Origin of the sequence: Aeromonas sp. 604176, from assembly GCF_049170755.1 — a bacterium.
GTDB lineage: Bacteria > Pseudomonadota > Gammaproteobacteria > Enterobacterales > Aeromonadaceae > Aeromonas > Aeromonas veronii_A.
The window spans coordinates 1-16,115 of the sequence record NZ_JAAKNE010000101.1 but is presented as its reverse complement, the minus strand read 5'-3'; the positions used below and the strand labels follow the sequence as shown (position 1 = coordinate 16,115).

The following is a 16,115-nucleotide window of genomic DNA, read 5'->3' as shown; positions in this document are numbered from 1 at the left end:
GACGCGGCGCACGGCGCTGCTCACTCGGATCGCGCGGCTCTTTGCGCAGCGGCGCGCCGATACCACGGGCGATGTTGTCGAGGGTCTCGCGGGAGGCTTCAAAACCAGCCACCTGCTCGCAGGGGATGTTCTGCTTGGTCAGACGCTCGATGGCTTTGATCAGTTTGCCTTCATCGGCCGCAACTAGGGAGATGGCGTGACCGGCCGCGCCGGCACGACCGGTACGACCGATACGGTGCACGTAATCTTCCGCCACGTTCGGCAGCTCGAAGTTCACTACCTGCGGCAGCTTGTCGATATCGAGGCCACGGGCCGCGATGTCGGTCGCCACCATCACGCGCACACTGCCATCCTTGAAACCGGCCAGCGCGCGGGTACGGGCGCCCTGGCTCTTGTTGCCGTGAATGGCGGCAGCACTGATGCCGTCTTTTTCAAGCTTCTCGGCAACGCGGTTGGCGATGTGCTTGGTACGGGTAAAGACCAGCACCTGCTGCCAGTTGTTGCTGGAGATCAGGTGGCTCAGCAGGGCAATCTTGTTGGCCTTGTCGCACGGGTGCACCAGCTGCTCGATACGCTCGGCGGTACTGTTGCGCGGGGCAACTTCAATGACAGCCGGGTTGTCCAGCAGGCCAGTGGCCAGCTCGCGAATTTCATCGGCGAAGGTGGCGGAGAAGAGCAGGTTCTGGCGCTTCTTCGGCAGCAGGGTCAGGATGCGGCGGATGTCGCGGATAAAGCCCATGTCGAGCATGCGATCCGCTTCGTCCAGTACCAGGATCTCCACCTCGTCAAACTTGACGGCGTTCTGGTTGTAGAGATCGATCAGACGGCCCGGACAGGCCACCAGCACGTCCAGACCACGGCGAGTCGCCATCATCTGCGGGTTGATGCTCACGCCACCGAATACCACGTGGCTGCGCAGGGGCAGATGCTTGCCATAGTTGCGCACGCTCTCGCCCACCTGGGCGGCCAGCTCGCGCGTCGGGGTCAGTACCAGCGCACGGACGCGGTTCGGAGAGACCTTGCGCTTGCTCTCCATCAGACGTTGCAGCATCGGCAGGGTAAAGCCTGCGGTCTTGCCGGTCCCTGTTTGGGCCGCCGCCATCAGATCGCGGCCAGCCAGAACGGCGGGGATCGCTTGTTGCTGAATGGGAGACGGGGTGTCGTAGCCTTGTTCGGCAACGGCACGCAACAAGGGTTCGGCCAGACCGAGGGAAGTAAAACTCATAGTTACCTGCTAGGGATAGGGGCGCCGACAATCCGGGATGGGGCTCCTCTGCTGAGCCGATGCCATCTCGCCAGACTCGGGCCTGTTGAGAACACAACGATTTCCCCGGGGAGCAGAGCAAAGGGGAAAGAATAGGGGCGCAGTCTAACGGAGTTGTGCCGGATAAACGAGAAAAATGTGATGCTCCTCCCAGCACGCACAGAAAAGCCCTCTGCTCTCCACCGAATAATCCCGTTGACCAGTGAAGCACGCACCACACTATTAACTGACAACTTATTACCTGTCCCGCCATCGTGATGCGCGGGTCGCAGGCGCACGGGATAGCAGAGAACAAAAAGCAGAATAACGAGGTTAAGCTATGAGCACGCAATATCGTCCCCACGGCAACTGGCAGGCCAAGCTCTGCCTGCTGCTGCTTTTGCTGACCCCTTCCCTGCAGGCCAGTCAGACCCTGACCGTGGCCTGGAGCCACTGGCCCCCCTTCAGTCAAATCAACAACAGGGGTGAGCTGGACGGGCTGGATGTCAGCCTGACTCGCCAGATCCTCACCCAGGCGGGCTTTGCCCCCAAATTTCGTGAGATCCCCTGGGCGCGGGCACTCCATCTGGTGGAGCACGATCAGCTGGATGTGGCGATGGCCGCCCTCCCCCTGCCGGAGCGGCAGAAGTATGCCCGCTTCTCTGCACCCTATCGCCAGAGCGCCTATGTGCTGTTGAGTAATAACCCGATTCCAGGCCATCAGGATCGCTGGGGAAAGCTCGATACCTTGTCCAAACTGTGCCACAACAAGGAGCTCAAAATTGGCAAACTGCGCGGTACTCGCCCCATTCATCAAATGGACGAGTGTCCTGCCCTCAAGGGGGCGACCGAGTACAATGCCGATGATCGACTAATCGAACTGCTGCTGGCCCGCCGTCTCGATGGCATCATTATGGAGTGGCAATATGCACGCTATCGGCTCTCCCAATTGGGCGCCGAGGGGTTTATCAGTTGTCAGCTGTTGCTGCACCATCAGCCGGTCAGCCTGATGTTTGCCAAAAACAGCATGAGCGAAGAGCAGCTCCTCAAGGTCAACGAGGCCATTCACGCTATGCCCAAACACCATGGGAAGTTCTCTCCCCCCAACTGCCGTCTCGATGCCGATCCGCAGGACGCTGATCACTCTTGATAACCGACGAGTGATAGAAGTACCGCAGAGCATAAGAACAAAGGCGACCCGAAGGTCGCCTTTGATTTGGTTGACGAACCAGCACCCTGAACAGGGTGCGATCAGTCGATGTGCAGCAAGAGCGATCAACGCAGCTGTGGGGTACGGGTCAACACCCCCTGATTCTGGGCACGATGGCGCAGCAGGTGATCCATCAACACCAGCGCCAGCATGGCTTCGGCGATGGGCACGGCGCGAATGCCGACACAGGGATCGTGACGCCCCTTGGTGATCATCTCGATTGCCTCACCTTCGGTATTGATGGTCTTGCCCGGCACAGTGATGCTGGAAGTCGGTTTGAGCGCCATGCTCACCACAATATCCTGACCCGACGAGATGCCGCCCAGAATGCCACCCGCATGGTTGCTGGCAAAGCCCGCCGGGGTCATCTCGTCGCGATGCTCGGAGCCTTTTTGCTCCACCACCGCAAAGCCATCACCGATCTCCACCCCTTTCACCGCATTGATGCCCATCATGGCATGGGCAATGTCGGCGTCGAGACGATCAAACACCGGCTCACCCAGGCCCACCGGCACATTGCGCGCAATGACCTGCACCTTGGCACCGATACTGTTGCCCTCTTTTTTCAGGTCGCGCATATATTGATCGAGCGCTTCCAGCTTGCCCGCATCGGGGAAGAAGAAGGGGTTCTGCTCAATCTGCGCCGCGTCAAACGCCTCGGCCTTGATGGGGCCGAGCTGGGAGAGGAAACCGGTGATCTCGATGCCGTGCACCTGTTTCAGGTACTTCTTGGCAATGGCACCCGCCGCCACCCGCATCGCGGTCTCGCGGGCAGAAGAGCGACCACCGCCACGATAGTCGCGCTGACCATACTTTTGGTGGTAGGTGTAGTCAGCGTGACCCGGCCGGAACAGATCCTTGATATCGGAGTAGTCCTTGGAACGCTGATCGGTGTTCTCGATCAAGAGCCCGATGGAAGTGCCGGTGGTCTTGCCCTCAAACACCCCGGAGAGGATCTTCACCTCATCCGGCTCGCGGCGCGGCGTGGTGTAGCGAGAGGTGCCCGGCTTGCGCCGATCCAGATCTCCCTGCAGATCTGCTTCGCTTATCTCCAGCCCTGGCGGGCAACCATCGACCACGGCGCCCAGCGCCAGGCCGTGGCTCTCGCCAAAGGTGGTGACCCGAAAGAGTTGACCAAAACTGTTCCCTGCCATGCGCGCTCCTGCTTAGTTCTTGTAGATGGCGAAATGATCCTGATACTGCACCAGCTCGTCACGGGTCATCACAAAGACGCCGTGCCCGCCGTTTTCGAATTCAACCCAGGTAAAGGGGATCTCGGGGAACTGGGCTTCCAGATGGATCATGCTGTTGCCCACTTCGACCACCAGCACGCCGTTATCCTTGAGGAAATCTGCCGCATGGGCCAGCAGACGCTTGGTCAGCTTGAGGCCATCGGAACCGGATGCCAGCGCCAGCTCTGGCTCGTGACGGAACTCTTCCGGCAGATCCGACATATCTTCGGAATCCACATAGGGCGGATTGGAGACGATGAGATCGTACTTGTCACCCGCGGGCAGATCGCGGAACAGATCGGAGCGGATCGGAATGACCTGCTGCTCCAACCCGTGATCGTTGATGTTGCGCTCGGCCACGTTCAGCGCATCGATGCTGATGTCGATGGCATCCACTTCCGCTTCCGGGAACTCGTGGGCCATGATGATGGCGATACAGCCGGAGCCGGTGCACAGGTCCATGATCCGGGTCGGTTCATGTTTGAGGAAAGGCGCGAAACGGTTGGCCACCATCTCGGCAATGGGGGAACGGGGAATGAGCACCCGCTCGTCCACGTAGAACTCCCAACCTGCATACCAGGCCTTGTTGGTCAGGTAGGCGGCAGGTACCCGCTCCTGTACGCGGCGGATAATCAGTTCGGCGATACGGTGACGCTCGCTGCTGGTGAGACGGGAGTGGCGCATGGCCGGGTCTACATCCGGTGGCAGATGTAACGCGGGCAGTACCAGCTGCACAGCTTCATCCCAGGCGTTGTCGGTTCCATGACCGTAAAAAATCCCGGCGTCGTTGAAACGACTCATGGCCCAACGCAACATGTCCTGGATGGTGTGCATCTCGGCAACCACCTCATCGATAAATATCTTGTCCAAATCCACCTCCAAGTCGAGTAATATCCGGCCCGAGCCCCGTTTACGTTGCGGGCAAGACGCATACCTAATACATGAGCATCTGATGAAAAAAACGCCCTCACCAACAGACGAGGAAACCCTGCTGTTCCGCGATGCGATAAAAGGTACCCGGAAAATCAAGCAAGATACCATAAGGGCCGAGTTACGCCCGGTCAAGCAGAAACGCGAATTGCGCGAAACCCGCGAAAAGCTTGGGGTTGACCACTATTTCAGCGATGAGTATCAGCCCCATCTCGACGATGATGGGCCGACCCGTTACGTGCGGGAAGATGTGTCAAAATTTGAGCTGAAAAAGCTCAAGCGGGGCATTTATCCGCCGGAGATCTACCTGGATCTGCATGGCATGAACCAGCAGCAGGCAAAACAGGAGCTGGCCGCCCTGCTCACCCTCTGCCAGAAAGAGAACATTCACGTCGCCTCGGTGATGCACGGCATCGGCAAACATATTCTCAAACAGCGCATTCCCTGCTGGCTGGCCCAGCACCCCAATGTGCGCGCCTTCCATCAGGCTCCCCGCGAATGGGGTGGCGACAGCGCCATTCTGGTGTTGCTGGATATCGAAGAGTAGAAAAAGCAGCGCACAAACTAACTCTGCCCAACCGGTCGATTGAATCGCAATGGTGATATAGAGGAGTCAAGATTGACCACCAGCATGCCGCCGTTGGGCAACTGCCACGCGAATAAGTCATCAAATCCGGCGGTCGTTAGGGCGCGGATCACCTTGGCGACCACACCGTGCGCCACCAGCAATACCCGCTCCCCCTGCATGGTCGAGGCCAGTGCCGTTAGTCCCTGCGAGACTCGGGCAATCACCTCATCCAGCGTCTCACCGCCAAGCGGAGCCTCCGCCCAGCGACGGGTGATGTTGCGCACCCACAACTCGGGATAACGCGCCTTGGCCTCTAGGCCGACATGCCGTTCACGAAAGTCCGGAGCAAGTTTCACAGGCAAGCCCAACTGACGTGAGAAGATCGCGGCGCTCTCTCTTGTTCGCAGCAGGGGCGACGCCAGCAACCGATCGAAAGGGGCCAGTGTGGTCGCTATCTCATCGGCCAGCCAGCATATATGCCGCGCGCCATCTTAGTTAAGCCCGATATCCAACGCCCCTTGATAACGCCCCTCGGCGTTGGCTTGGGTCTCTCCATGGCGGATCACTATCAGCTCCATGGTGTACTCCTCTTTCTACGTGGAATATCACAAAACTACTTCCCTTTCGGATAACGGGGATGATCGTCCTGGATCGGCAACCAGGAGAGCTGGCTGACGGTATGGATGTGATAGGTTGGTGCGACCGTTTCGGGGTTATCAAGTGAGACAATAGCCAGCGTCAGGTACTCGGGGTATTGAATGCTGCGATAGCTGAGGGTGGCGCCACAGGTTGCACAAAAGCCGCGTCGAATCGCCTCCGACGAGGCGTACTCAGTCAATACGCCGCATAGCCATTGCACCTGTTTCACCCGAAAATCCATCCAGGCGCCGACCGGAGCGCCGGTCGTGCGCTGACAATCCCGGCAGTGGCAAAAATCGGTAGCAAAGGGAGCAGCTAGCACCTTGTAGCGGATTGCACCACAATGGCAACCCCCCTCTAATATCCCGTTACGAGAAATCACCATCTTGTTTACCATCCAGTCCACGTTTGAAGGCATATATTGCCAGCCTAACATCCCGTTACACTAAGTTGATTAGTGCAGAAAACCAATGATATTTGCGATTTATCAGCGCCCGTTTCAGATAGTATTGACACAGTTCACCATTGTTCAGACAGAAGATAACCACTCTCACCTCCCATCATAACGGTTATGGGGGCTCTGATTATTCATCCCGCTGACAATATGAGATATTGCCACTCACTACTGGCCTGCGAATATAAGACAAGCTCACCCGAGCCCATATAAATCTGTTCGTCGCAGCCATATTCCACGCTATTTAATTGGAACCTGCATGATGAAGTTATTCACTCCCCTGGTGGTTGCCACGGCGATCTTCTCTTCCGTGGCGATAGCAACCCCCTCTCCCCATATCGTCGGCGCCACCCTTGGCTATGGCACCCAGTCATTCAAAGCACAAAATGGGGATCAGGCCGATGGCGGTGACAATATGACTGCCGATCTCTATTACCGTTATATGTTCAACGATTATATCGGTATCGATTCAGGAATATTGTTTGGTACCGGTGGCGTAGTCAGCGCCCTCTTCGATGCAACCCTCAATGACGTAAAAGATATCCATTACAAAGGGATCCGCTCTGCCTTGTATGCACAATTCCCGGTCTCTTCCGGCAACAGCTTTTATGCCAAACTGGGTGCCAACGCCCACAGAGTCGAATACACGATCAACAAGGAAGATCAGAGCAACTCCGGGGTCGGTTTTTATGGCGCTGCGGGTTGGCAATATCGCTTTGATTCGGGTATCGGACTCAATGCGGAGTACCAATATATCCCCATGCCTCGACTCGATGTCAAAGGGGTCAGTGTCGGTCTCAACTACCGTTTCTGATCCCGCCTGATGGGGCGACAACAGGCCGATAACGGGTAAAAAGCAGGGAGATATCTCCTCCCTGCTGCCTGCTTGTTTCCACTACCGATAGATCATGGTGATTGACCATGATCCCAACGGCAACCTTATTTGGTCACCACCACAGCCCAGGGGCCACCTTTGGCGGGATCATCCCCTTGCGTCCACCATTTGGCCTGATAGACGGCGCCCTTGTAGCTCACCTTGTTGCCCGCGGTATAGACCTTGCTGGCCTCCCAGGCAGGCTGGCCATCAATGGGCGGGTCAACCGGATCGACCGGGGCAGGATCGAGCTTGGCGACGATCCGCACTTTCGGCCAGTTGGCGTGGGAACCGTAGAAGTTGGTCACGCACTTCTCGTAATCACCCGGCACCAGCGCAGAATAAGCGGTCTGGAAGCCCACCAGCTCACACTCGAAGGAGTAACCGCCCGGGCGATCAGGATAGTACTTCCAGTTGCCATCCCAGTTGGTGTAGAGCACGTCGGTAGCGCCGTTGAGATTGAGGCTGCCATAGGGAGTCTGCTGCCAGCAGGTGTTCTTCTCATCCGCCTTGACCGGGATCTGGTAGTGGTTGGCCAGCCCTTCCCAGTAGCGGATGCGATTGACCGGCTGCCCCTTGTCCTTGTTCTGTTCACCACACTCGATACCGCCGTTGATGACGTTGATGGTGGTACCGAAGCCATAGCCGATACCGGCGTCAGCTTCCCGTTTGGAGGGTACCCAGGTGCGATCAATCACGTGCAGCATGGCCGGTTTCGGGGCCTGCGGGGTGAGGAAGAACCAGATGGCAGAAGCGAGGTTGAGCCAGGAGTCCGCCACCAGCCCCGGGTTGTTGAGCAGCACTGAGGCATCGCCATCAAACATCGCCTCGGAGAAGGCCCCGTAGTTGAAGTGGTAAGAAAGCTGCTTGGCGCCGCGGCCAAAGTAACCTTGTCCGGTACTGCAGGGCCACTTCTTGTTCTGCCAGTCGTTCTGGCCACAGCCGGTGGTATAACCGGTCTGTCCCTCTGACCAGCCCATCTCCCGCACATGCACCAGCGCCTGTTGCCACTCCTCCAGCCCCAGCGGGTTATCGGAGACGTTCTCCTTGGCAATATGGCCGCCGGTCTCCTGAGAGAAGTGGGCAAAGGCCGTCACAATGGATTTTTTACAGATCGCATCAGAATCGCGCCCGTCGTTATATTCGCCGCAGAACGCAGGAAATTTACCGATGGCCCGCAAGAAGCGGACATAGGTATATTCCGGCGCGGCCATCTGGGTTAAATATTCCCATTCAGATTGGGGAAATACCCGTTCAACCCGTTTTACGTTGTCAGGATTGCTTGCCAGACCCGGTTCAATGGCATCGACTATTTTATTTGACCGGGTGGCCAGTGCCTTGGCCCATATTGTATACATGGGGTTGGCCGTCTTGGCCTTTTCCACCGCGGCCAGATCCGGGGCCGCAATCACATATCCTCCCGCATTTTGTGGATCGGGTTGAATATTCATGGTTGCACTCATTACGGCATAGCTGGGCAATACGCAAGCGGCAGCGATCAGCCAGACACAACGCTTGGGTTTGAACATGTTTATCGTCCTTGTTTGAATTAATGCGCTCCAAGAGTAGGTGTTCCAACAACTAAATTCATGATGAAAATTAAGAAATGCGCGTAATTTGTGAACCATTTCACCTTGTGATATTCAGTGCAGCTGAAACAAAGAAATAGAACCCAAACGAAAACGCCAAAGCGTGATCTTTCGCCCATTTTTAGAACAGTTGAGACGGCCAGGTGGCCTGCCATACGGTCATTGTTCGTGATGAAAAAAATGGCTGACCCGCTTCACCAGTCAGCCATCAACAATGTTCAAATAACGCTCACAAAGAGCTCGCTGTCAGGCGCGCACGGCACGGATCAGGATATTGCGCGGGGTCATGGGTTTGGCACAGAACTCCCCCACTTCGACCCGATAACCCTGCTCTTGCAAAAAGAGCGCGCGATCCAGCGCCAGCCAGATCTCGAGAGGACGGCGAAACAGATGACGCACCAGCTCCATGCGGGCGACATCACCAAAGCGACGCTCCCCGTGCTCCAACCAGGCGGGATAGTCGAGCCCGGCGGGCAGCACAATCCCTTTGCGTTCAGCAGCCCAAACGCAGAATGCCTCGAAGGTGCCGGTCAGCAGGCTCTTTTGCATATTGGGCACCGGCAGATACTCATCTATGCCACGCACCTGACGCTGCAGGCAGTCAAACCCGAGACGCCACACCACTTCCTGCTCACGCAAGCGGGCTATCCGCGCACCGCCGGTGACCGTCTCCTGTAGCGGCAACTTGAGATCCGCCTTGCTCAACACCAGCTCGCTGGAGTTGGCCGCGGCCGACAGCGGGCGATAGTAGCTGGTACGGATCAGGTGGTAACAACAGGGAGAGATAGTCACGCCGCGGGCACTGCGTTCGGCCACCCGCTCCAGCAGATGGGTGTGCAGCTCGCCGCAGGCATGGAGTGCCATAGCGTGATGTTCGGGGGCGATCAGCGCCGCCGACTCGGGGGCAAAAGCATCGGCGCAGGTAAAGGTCATATTCGCGCCATCCCGCTCGGCCAGCAGCCGACCTTCGTCACAAAGCTGCCCTTGCAACTCCAGACTGAGGATAGGAGCCTGTCGATGAAGTGACACCAGCCGCCCAAGATGCCCCTTGCCAGCACACCACTCCAGATAGGGGCCCTGATGGGCAGGCAGACAGGCGGTGAACGACTCGATCTGGGCCTGCTTGCGCCCCGGCATATGCAGCGCCATCTCCTTGCTGCAAGTGATGGGCTCAGGGGTAAACGGGGCAAGCTGGCTGAGTTGCTGCAGCTCGGCTCCCTCAGCAATCCAGGGGGCAAGCAGCGTGCTGAGTGCATCCATATCCGCATCGAACTCCGCCAACTGGGTCAGCGTCAGCCCATTGAGCAACGTCGCCAGTTCGGGCACCTCATCGGCAAAGGCCATGGTCAAATGATGATATGGCTGATATTGCCACCAGCGTCGGTAGCGGGTGAGCAGTCGATCCAGTTGTTGAAAACGTTGAGCCAGCACGAATGCCCCTGCCTTGCAGTCAAAAAGGAGGCTCATTCTAGCGATCCCGCTTCAAATTGCACTCTCAATACCTGACGATCAGCACTGCGCAACACCACCACCAACCCTGTGAGCCAGGGCAGATCTGACAAAGTGCGGGGTTTTATGCTATATTCCCCCCCTCTTTCACGCGCCCCGCCCAACGCGGGTCGCTTTACACTAGCTATGGGACCAACAACATGACCATCAACGCCATTCTGCAAGCGCGCGCGGGCGCCAAGTGTGAACTGTGCAGCGCCGAGCAGGCGCTGACCGCCTTCGTGGTGCCTCACTCCCCCGCCAGCGACGATGATCACAGCGTTGCTATCTGTGACACCTGCCGTGGTCAGCTGGAACAACCGGATACCCTGGTGGTGAACCACTGGCGTTGCCTGAGTGACAGCATGTGGAGCCAGGTGCCTGCGGTGCAGGTGATGGCATGGCGCCAGCTCAAAGCACTCTCCGGCAAGGGTGAAGTATGGGCTCAGGATCTGCTGGACATGATGTACATGGAAGACGAAGCCAAGGCTTGGGCTGAAGCTGGTATTGCTGACGAAGATGACGACAGCGTACCGACCGTTGACTCCAACGGCGCCGTGCTGCAAGAGGGCGACTCCGTTACCCTGATCAAGGATCTGGACGTGAAAGGCGCCGGTTTTACCGCCAAGCGCGGCACCCTGGTCAAGGGCATCCGTCTGACCAACAACCCGCTCCATATCGAAGGCAAGGTCAACGGCGTGCAGATCGTACTGGTTGCTGCCTACCTGAAAAAGGCCTAAAGCCAAGGGCGATTGCTCTGCTCTCTGCTGCCAGAGCACAAGCACAAGCACAACGAAAAAGGATGGCGTCACGCCATCCTTTTTTTATGCCTGCTTGCCGCAAACGGCCAACTTGAGCCCATAACAGGCCAGCCAAAGCAAAAAGGCGCATCCGGATGGACGCGCCTTCTTTACAGGGCCGATACCGTTAACCGGCAGCGGAAACGATCACTCAGGAGGAGAGTTTGCCATCCAGCTCTGCAATCTTGGCAGACCAGTAGGCCGGGCCGGTTTCGTGGATATTGTTGCCTTCGGAGTCGACCGCAACAGTCACCGGCATATCTTCCACTTCAAACTCGTAGATCGCTTCCATGCCGAGATCGGCAAAAGCTACCACGCGCGCCTTCTTGATGGCCTTGGCCACCAGATAGGCGGCGCCACCAACGGCCATCAGATAGACAGCCTTGTGCTGCTTGATACTCTCGACGGTTTTCGGGCCTCGCTCGGATTTGCCGATCATGCCGATAAGGCCAGTTTCACCCAGCATCATGTCGGTGAACTTGTCCATCCGGGTGGAGGTGGTGGGGCCTGCCGGGCCAACTACTTCGTCACGCACCGCATCAACCGGGCCAACGTAATAGATGAAGCGGTTGGTGAAATCGACCCCTTCAGGCAGCCCTTCGCCATTTTTCAGCATGTCGGCGATACGCTTGTGGGCGGCGTCGCGACCTGTGAGGATCTTGCCGGAGAGCAGCACGGTATCACCGCTCTTCCAGCTGGCCAGTTCGGCCTTGGTGATGCCATCGACGTTGACGCGGCGCACGTTGCCACCCGCTTCACGGGTGATCTCCGGCCAGTCACTCAGTTTCGGCGGAGTCAGTTCGGCAGGGCCTGAACCATCCAGCTCGAAGTGAACGTGGCGGGTCGCGGCGCAGTTGGGGATCATCACCACCGGCTTGGAAGCGGCATGAGTCGGCGCAGATTTCACCTTCACATCCAGCACGGTTGTGAGGCCGCCCAGACCCTGGGCACCGATCCCCAGCTTGTTGACCTTGTCGTAGAGCTCGACCCGCAGCTTCTCTTCGGTGGTTTGCGGGCCACGGGCGATCAGCTCCTGAATGTCGATGTGCTCCATCAGAGCCTCTTTGGCCAGCACCGCCGCTTTCTCGGCGGTACCGCCGATGCCGATGCCCAGCATGCCGGGGGGGCACCAGCCTGCGCCCATGGTCGGCACGGTTTTCAGCACCCACTCGACGATATCGTCAGAGGGGTTGAGCATCACCATCTTGGATTTGTTCTCGGAACCGCCGCCTTTGGCCGCGATGCTCACTTCCACCTTGTTGCCGGGGATCATGTCGATATGGACCACGGCAGGGGCGTTGTCTTTGGTGTTTTTGCGACTGCCGGCCGGATCGGCCAGCACGGAGGCGCGCAGCGGGTTGTCAGGATTGGTGTAGGCACGACGGGTCCCTTCGTCCACCATCTCCTGCACTGTCATGTCGCTGTCCCACTGGACCTGCATGCCAATTTTGACGAAACAGGTCACGATGCCGGTGTCCTGGCAGAGCGGACGATGACCTTCGGCGGACATGCGGGAGTTGATCAGGATCTGGGCCAGCGCATCTTTGGCGGCCGGGTTGGCCTCACGGTCATACGCCGCTTTGGCAGCCTGAACAAAATCCAACGGGTGGTAATAGGAGATGTACTGGAGGGCATCTGCGATAGAATCGATGAAATCCTGTTTTTTTATAATGCTCATATCATCCTCACTGGTCCTTGTCTCTACCACGGAGCAGGGCAAGGGCTTCCATATGATGGGCCGTGCTGACGTGCTGGCTAAAAACTATCAACCAACAAAAAACGAACGACACGGCAGTTTTTTCTTAAGTCACCGACACCTATGATACGCTTGCCCACCAGCACCGACTAGGGTTCGGGAACCAAACTGTTGCCTGTGTAACATAAAATGACGCCAACACTTCATATCCATCATCTAGACCATAGTGCTGAACTCCATCAGCTTTTTGCCCGCCTGCAACATCAGCCGTGGGCCATGTTGCTGGAATCGGCGGGACCACTCGGCGCCGATAACAGCTTTGATATCATCAGCGCCGATCCGCTGGCGACCCTCGAAACCCGCGGCGAAGTGACCACTCTGCGTGTCGGGGCGAATATCAGCAAACACCACGAAGATCCCCTCGCCCTGCTGGCCCATACCCAGCAACAGCTGCTGGGGGAGCTGGATCTGTGTGCCACTCACCTACCCTTTATTGGCGGCGCCCTCGGTCTCTTTGGCTATGATCTCGGCCGCCGCTTCGAGCGACTGCCAGTGCAGGCCGCCGCCGATATCGCGGTGCCAGACATGGCGGTGGGCATCTACGACTGGGCGCTGCTGCGCAATGTGGCGACCGGCGACTGGCAGCTGGTGCACTGGGGGGATGAAGCGGGCCTTGCCAACCGGCTGGCCTGGCTTGAACAGCAGCAGGCCAAACCGGCCCCTGCTTTTGCCTTGCAGGGGTCGTGGCAGAGCAATATGAGCCGCGCCGAGTATGGCGAGAAATTTGCCCGTATTCAGGAATATCTCGCCGCGGGGGATTGCTACCAGATCAACCTGACCCAGCGTTTCAGCGCCCCCTATCAGGGGGATGAGTGGCAGGCCTACTGCCTGCTGGCAACCGCCAACAAGGCCCCCTTCTCAGCCTTTATCCGTCTGCCGGAGAGCGCGCTGCTGAGCCTCTCCCCCGAGCGGTTTCTGCTGCTCGATGGCCGTCATATCGAAACCAAACCCATCAAGGGCACTCGCCCTCGCCACCCCGATCCGGTGACCGATCGGCAAGTCGCGCGGGAGCTGGCGCAAGCCGACAAGGACAGATCAGAGAATCTGATGATCGTTGATCTGCTGCGCAACGATATCGGTCGGGTCAGCCGGCCAGGCTCGGTCAGCGTGCCTCATCTCTTTGCGGTGGAGTCGTTTCCGGCGGTACATCATCTGGTCTCCACCATCCATGGTGAGCTGGATGCACGCTGGCAAGGGGTCGATCTGCTGCGGGCCTGTTTCCCGGGTGGCTCCATCACCGGCGCCCCCAAAATCCGGGCTATGGAGATCATCGAAGAGCTGGAGCCCCAGCGCCGCAACGCCTATTGCGGCAGCATCGGCTATCTCAGCCAGCACGGCCGGATGGATACCAGCATCTGCATTCGCACTTTGATCGCCGAAGCGGGTCGCCTGCACTGCTGGGCCGGTGGCGGCATCATCGCCGACTCTGACGCCGACAGCGAATATCAGGAGACTTATGACAAGGTCGCCCGCATCCTGCCGCCGCTGTCGGCGCTGTAACCCTCCCCACTGTCAGGTCAACGCACAGGAGAGCTCCCCGCCATGGATCGCCACGAACTGCTGACCCGCTTCCAGTTGCAGCGACCCGCCCCGGCCCATCGCCTCGCCATCGGCGGGCTCAGTCCGGCGGCGGTGTTGATCCCGGTGGTGATGCGCGATGAGGGGCTCAGCGTGTTATTGACCCGGCGCAGCCCCCGGCTGCGTCATCATGGGGGGCAGATCAGCTTCCCCGGCGGGCGACAGGATCCCGGCGACGAGAACCTGATTGCCACGGCGCTGCGGGAGACTGAAGAGGAGCTCGGCATTCCGGCCCGACTTATTGAAGTGATCGGCACCCTCAACCCGCTCAATACGGTGTCACGATTCGAGGTACTTCCGGTGCTGGGGCTGCTCGATGGCAACTATCCCCTCATTCTGAGTCCGGATGAGGTGGATCACGCCTTTGAAGTGCCGCTGACCCATCTGCTGGATCGGCGTAACCACATCCCCCTGACCCTTTCCAGAGGGGGGAAAGCACACACCATCTACTGGATCCCCTGGCAACAGCACTTTATCTGGGGGGCTACCGCCAGCATGATCAACCAGCTAGCCCAGCATCTCGCAAAATAACAATTTCCCTACATTTGACTGAGCGAGATTTAATCATTAACACTAAAATAACGTGCCAATTGATAAACAATAATTGAATTTTTCTTGTTTTGATCACATTTCCATAAGAAAGTGCGGTTTTTCGTGCCGTAAAGATGAATTTGATCAACATTTTTGATTAGAAAAACCGTATCCTTGCGCCGACTTAATAAGAACCACACATTCGGGGTGAGATAGATGTCAAACACAGTCACTGGCACGCAGGGAGTTGCGGCGTCAACAGAGCAAGGGATCAGCTCTACTCAAACCACTCGTTGGGAAAAACGCGACTCTACCTGGGTCATCAGTCTGTTCGGGACCGCAGTTGGCGCGGGGATCCTGTTCCTGCCGATCAACGCGGGTATGGGCGGTTTCTGGCCGCTGGTCGTCATGGCGCTGCTGGTAGGTCCCATGACCTATCTGGCCCACCGTGGTCTGGCCCGCTTCGTCCTCTCCTCCAAAAAGCCAAATGCAGACATCACCGAAGTGGTGGAAGAGCACTTTGGCGTGGGTGCCGGTAAATTAATCACCCTGCTCTACTTCTTCGCCATCTACCCCATCGTGCTGATCTACGGCGTGGGCATCACCAACACCGTCGAAAGCTTTATGGTCAACCAGCTGCAGATGAGTGCTCCGCCGCGCTGGATCCTCTCCATCGTGCTGATCATGGGCATGATGTCGGTGATGCTGGCCGGTGAAAAGCTGATGCTGAAAGTGACCGAGCTGCTGGTTTATCCGCTGATCGCCATTCTGGCCGGTATCTCTTTGTACCTGATCCCGGACTGGACCGGCGCCGCGCTGGAGCAAGTGCCCTCTGCCAAGGATTTCGCTACTACCCTGTGGCTGACCATCCCGGTACTGGTCTTCTCCTTCAACCACAGCCCGGCTATCTCCAGCTTCTCTCTGGCCCAGCGCCGCGACCACGGTGATCAGGCTGTCGAGAAAGCCGATGCCATCCTCAAGCGTACCGCCATGGTGCTGCTGGGCTTCGTGATGTTCTTCGTCTTCTCCTGCGTCATGAGCCTGACACCGGCCCAGCTGGCGGAAGCCAAGGCTCAGAACATCGCCGTGCTCTCCTATCTGGCCAACCAGCATGCCAGCCCCATCATCTCCTACTTCGGTCCGTTGGTTGCGTTCGTGGCCATCGTCTCCTCCTTCTTCGGCCACTATCTGGGTGCCCGTGAAGGTCTGAAAGGGATGATCGT

14 protein-coding genes and 1 pseudogene are annotated in these 16,115 nt (G+C 58.1%); 7 read left to right on the top strand and 8 right to left on the bottom strand.

The annotated features are described in order from the left end of the window. Positions 1-1,225 (bottom strand): DEAD/DEAH box helicase (locus G5358_RS16255; RefSeq protein ID WP_421324473.1); only part of this gene is annotated, 1,225 nt, incomplete at its 3' end. Between the two features lie 358 nt (positions 1,226-1,583). Between G5358_RS16255 and G5358_RS16250 the strand changes: the two genes are divergently transcribed. Beyond that, positions 1,584-2,393, top strand: coding sequence for a substrate-binding periplasmic protein (locus G5358_RS16250; RefSeq protein WP_266135035.1), 810 nt, complete (start codon positions 1,584-1,586; stop codon positions 2,391-2,393). 125 nt (positions 2,394-2,518) lie between these two features. Here G5358_RS16250 and aroC read toward each other — a convergent pair whose 3' ends face one another. After that, positions 2,519-3,607 (bottom strand): chorismate synthase, encoded by a 1,089-nt coding sequence (aroC, locus tag G5358_RS16245; RefSeq protein ID WP_421204881.1) that lies wholly within the window; start codon positions 3,605-3,607, stop codon positions 2,519-2,521. A 12-nt stretch (positions 3,608-3,619) separates the two neighbouring features. Beyond that, entirely contained in the window at positions 3,620-4,555 is a 936-nt protein-coding gene (gene prmB / locus G5358_RS16240) for a 50S ribosomal protein L3 N(5)-glutamine methyltransferase (protein WP_113739592.1), read from the bottom strand. A gap of 82 nt (positions 4,556-4,637) precedes the next feature. On the opposite strand from prmB, the gene smrB reads away from it, so the two are divergent. Then, positions 4,638-5,162 carry an endonuclease SmrB gene (gene smrB, locus G5358_RS16235; RefSeq protein WP_201951174.1) on the top strand — a complete coding sequence of 175 codons (525 nt, stop codon included), beginning with the start codon at positions 4,638-4,640 and terminating at the stop codon, positions 5,160-5,162. A gap of 17 nt (positions 5,163-5,179) precedes the next feature. Here smrB and G5358_RS16230 read toward each other — a convergent pair. Both G5358_RS16230 and G5358_RS16225 read right to left on the bottom strand, forming a co-directional pair. Continuing rightward, positions 5,180-5,761: pseudogene (locus G5358_RS16230) on the bottom strand (histidine phosphatase family protein). A 35-nt stretch (positions 5,762-5,796) separates the two neighbouring features. Next, complete coding sequence (locus G5358_RS16225) at positions 5,797-6,207, bottom strand: GFA family protein (protein WP_201951420.1); 411 nt, start codon at positions 6,205-6,207, stop codon at positions 5,797-5,799. A gap of 328 nt (positions 6,208-6,535) precedes the next feature. Between G5358_RS16225 and G5358_RS16220 the strand changes: the two genes are divergently transcribed. Then, positions 6,536-7,090 (top strand): porin family protein, encoded by a 555-nt coding sequence (locus tag G5358_RS16220; protein WP_227342831.1) that lies wholly within the window; start codon positions 6,536-6,538, stop codon positions 7,088-7,090. 125 nt (positions 7,091-7,215) lie between these two features. On the opposite strand, the gene G5358_RS16215 is transcribed toward G5358_RS16220, so the two are convergent. Both G5358_RS16215 and G5358_RS16210 read right to left on the bottom strand, forming a co-directional pair. Continuing rightward, entirely contained in the window at positions 7,216-8,679 is a 1,464-nt protein-coding gene (locus G5358_RS16215; RefSeq protein ID WP_201951178.1) for a chitinase, read from the bottom strand. 306 nt (positions 8,680-8,985) lie between these two features. After that, positions 8,986-10,206: a methyltransferase gene (locus G5358_RS16210; protein ID WP_421324471.1), complete on the bottom strand. Its 1,221-nt coding sequence runs from the start codon at positions 10,204-10,206 to the stop codon at positions 8,986-8,988. A gap of 182 nt (positions 10,207-10,388) precedes the next feature. Between G5358_RS16210 and G5358_RS16205 the strand changes: the two genes are divergently transcribed. Further along, positions 10,389-10,967: a PhnA domain-containing protein gene (locus G5358_RS16205; RefSeq protein ID WP_005333203.1), complete on the top strand. Its 579-nt coding sequence runs from the start codon at positions 10,389-10,391 to the stop codon at positions 10,965-10,967. A gap of 211 nt (positions 10,968-11,178) precedes the next feature. On the opposite strand, the gene G5358_RS16200 is transcribed toward G5358_RS16205, so the two are convergent. Next, positions 11,179-12,705, bottom strand: coding sequence for a fumarate hydratase (locus G5358_RS16200; RefSeq protein WP_005351759.1), 1,527 nt, complete (start codon positions 12,703-12,705; stop codon positions 11,179-11,181). Positions 12,706-12,912: 207 nt separating this feature from the next. Here G5358_RS16200 and pabB point away from each other — a divergent pair, with 207 nt between their 5' ends. The 3 genes from pabB to G5358_RS16185 form a co-directional block, all read left to right on the top strand. Then, positions 12,913-14,283, top strand: coding sequence for an aminodeoxychorismate synthase component I (pabB, locus tag G5358_RS16195; protein WP_081250352.1), 1,371 nt, complete (start codon positions 12,913-12,915; stop codon positions 14,281-14,283). A gap of 42 nt (positions 14,284-14,325) precedes the next feature. Then, entirely contained in the window at positions 14,326-14,892 is a 567-nt protein-coding gene (locus tag G5358_RS16190; protein WP_005351753.1) for a CoA pyrophosphatase, read from the top strand. A 216-nt stretch (positions 14,893-15,108) separates the two neighbouring features. Beyond that, on the top strand, positions 15,109-16,115 hold a 1,007-nt coding region (locus G5358_RS16185; protein WP_421324469.1), incomplete at its 3' end, for an aromatic amino acid transport family protein.

What these genes read in the sequence shown, in the direction of transcription:
- G5358_RS16250 (WP_266135035.1), top strand. Translation starts at nt 1,584, where the DNA reads ATGAGCACGCAATATCGTCCCCACGGCAACTGGCAGGCCAAGCTCTGC.
- aroC (WP_421204881.1), bottom strand. Translation starts at nt 3,607, where the DNA reads ATGGCAGGGAACAGTTTTGGTCAACTCTTTCGGGTCACCACCTTTGGC.
- smrB (WP_201951174.1), top strand. Translation starts at nt 4,638, where the DNA reads ATGAAAAAAACGCCCTCACCAACAGACGAGGAAACCCTGCTGTTCCGC.
- G5358_RS16225 (WP_201951420.1), bottom strand. Translation starts at nt 6,207, where the DNA reads ATGGTGATTTCTCGTAACGGGATATTAGAGGGGGGTTGCCATTGTGGT.
- G5358_RS16220 (WP_227342831.1), top strand. Translation starts at nt 6,536, where the DNA reads ATGATGAAGTTATTCACTCCCCTGGTGGTTGCCACGGCGATCTTCTCT.
- G5358_RS16215 (WP_201951178.1), bottom strand. Translation starts at nt 8,679, where the DNA reads ATGTTCAAACCCAAGCGTTGTGTCTGGCTGATCGCTGCCGCTTGCGTA.
- G5358_RS16210 (WP_421324471.1), bottom strand. Translation starts at nt 10,206, where the DNA reads ATGAGCCTCCTTTTTGACTGCAAGGCAGGGGCATTCGTGCTGGCTCAA.
- G5358_RS16205 (WP_005333203.1), top strand. Translation starts at nt 10,389, where the DNA reads ATGACCATCAACGCCATTCTGCAAGCGCGCGCGGGCGCCAAGTGTGAA.
- G5358_RS16200 (WP_005351759.1), bottom strand. Translation starts at nt 12,705, where the DNA reads ATGAGCATTATAAAAAAACAGGATTTCATCGATTCTATCGCAGATGCC.
- pabB (WP_081250352.1), top strand. Translation starts at nt 12,913, where the DNA reads ATGACGCCAACACTTCATATCCATCATCTAGACCATAGTGCTGAACTC.
- G5358_RS16190 (WP_005351753.1), top strand. Translation starts at nt 14,326, where the DNA reads ATGGATCGCCACGAACTGCTGACCCGCTTCCAGTTGCAGCGACCCGCC.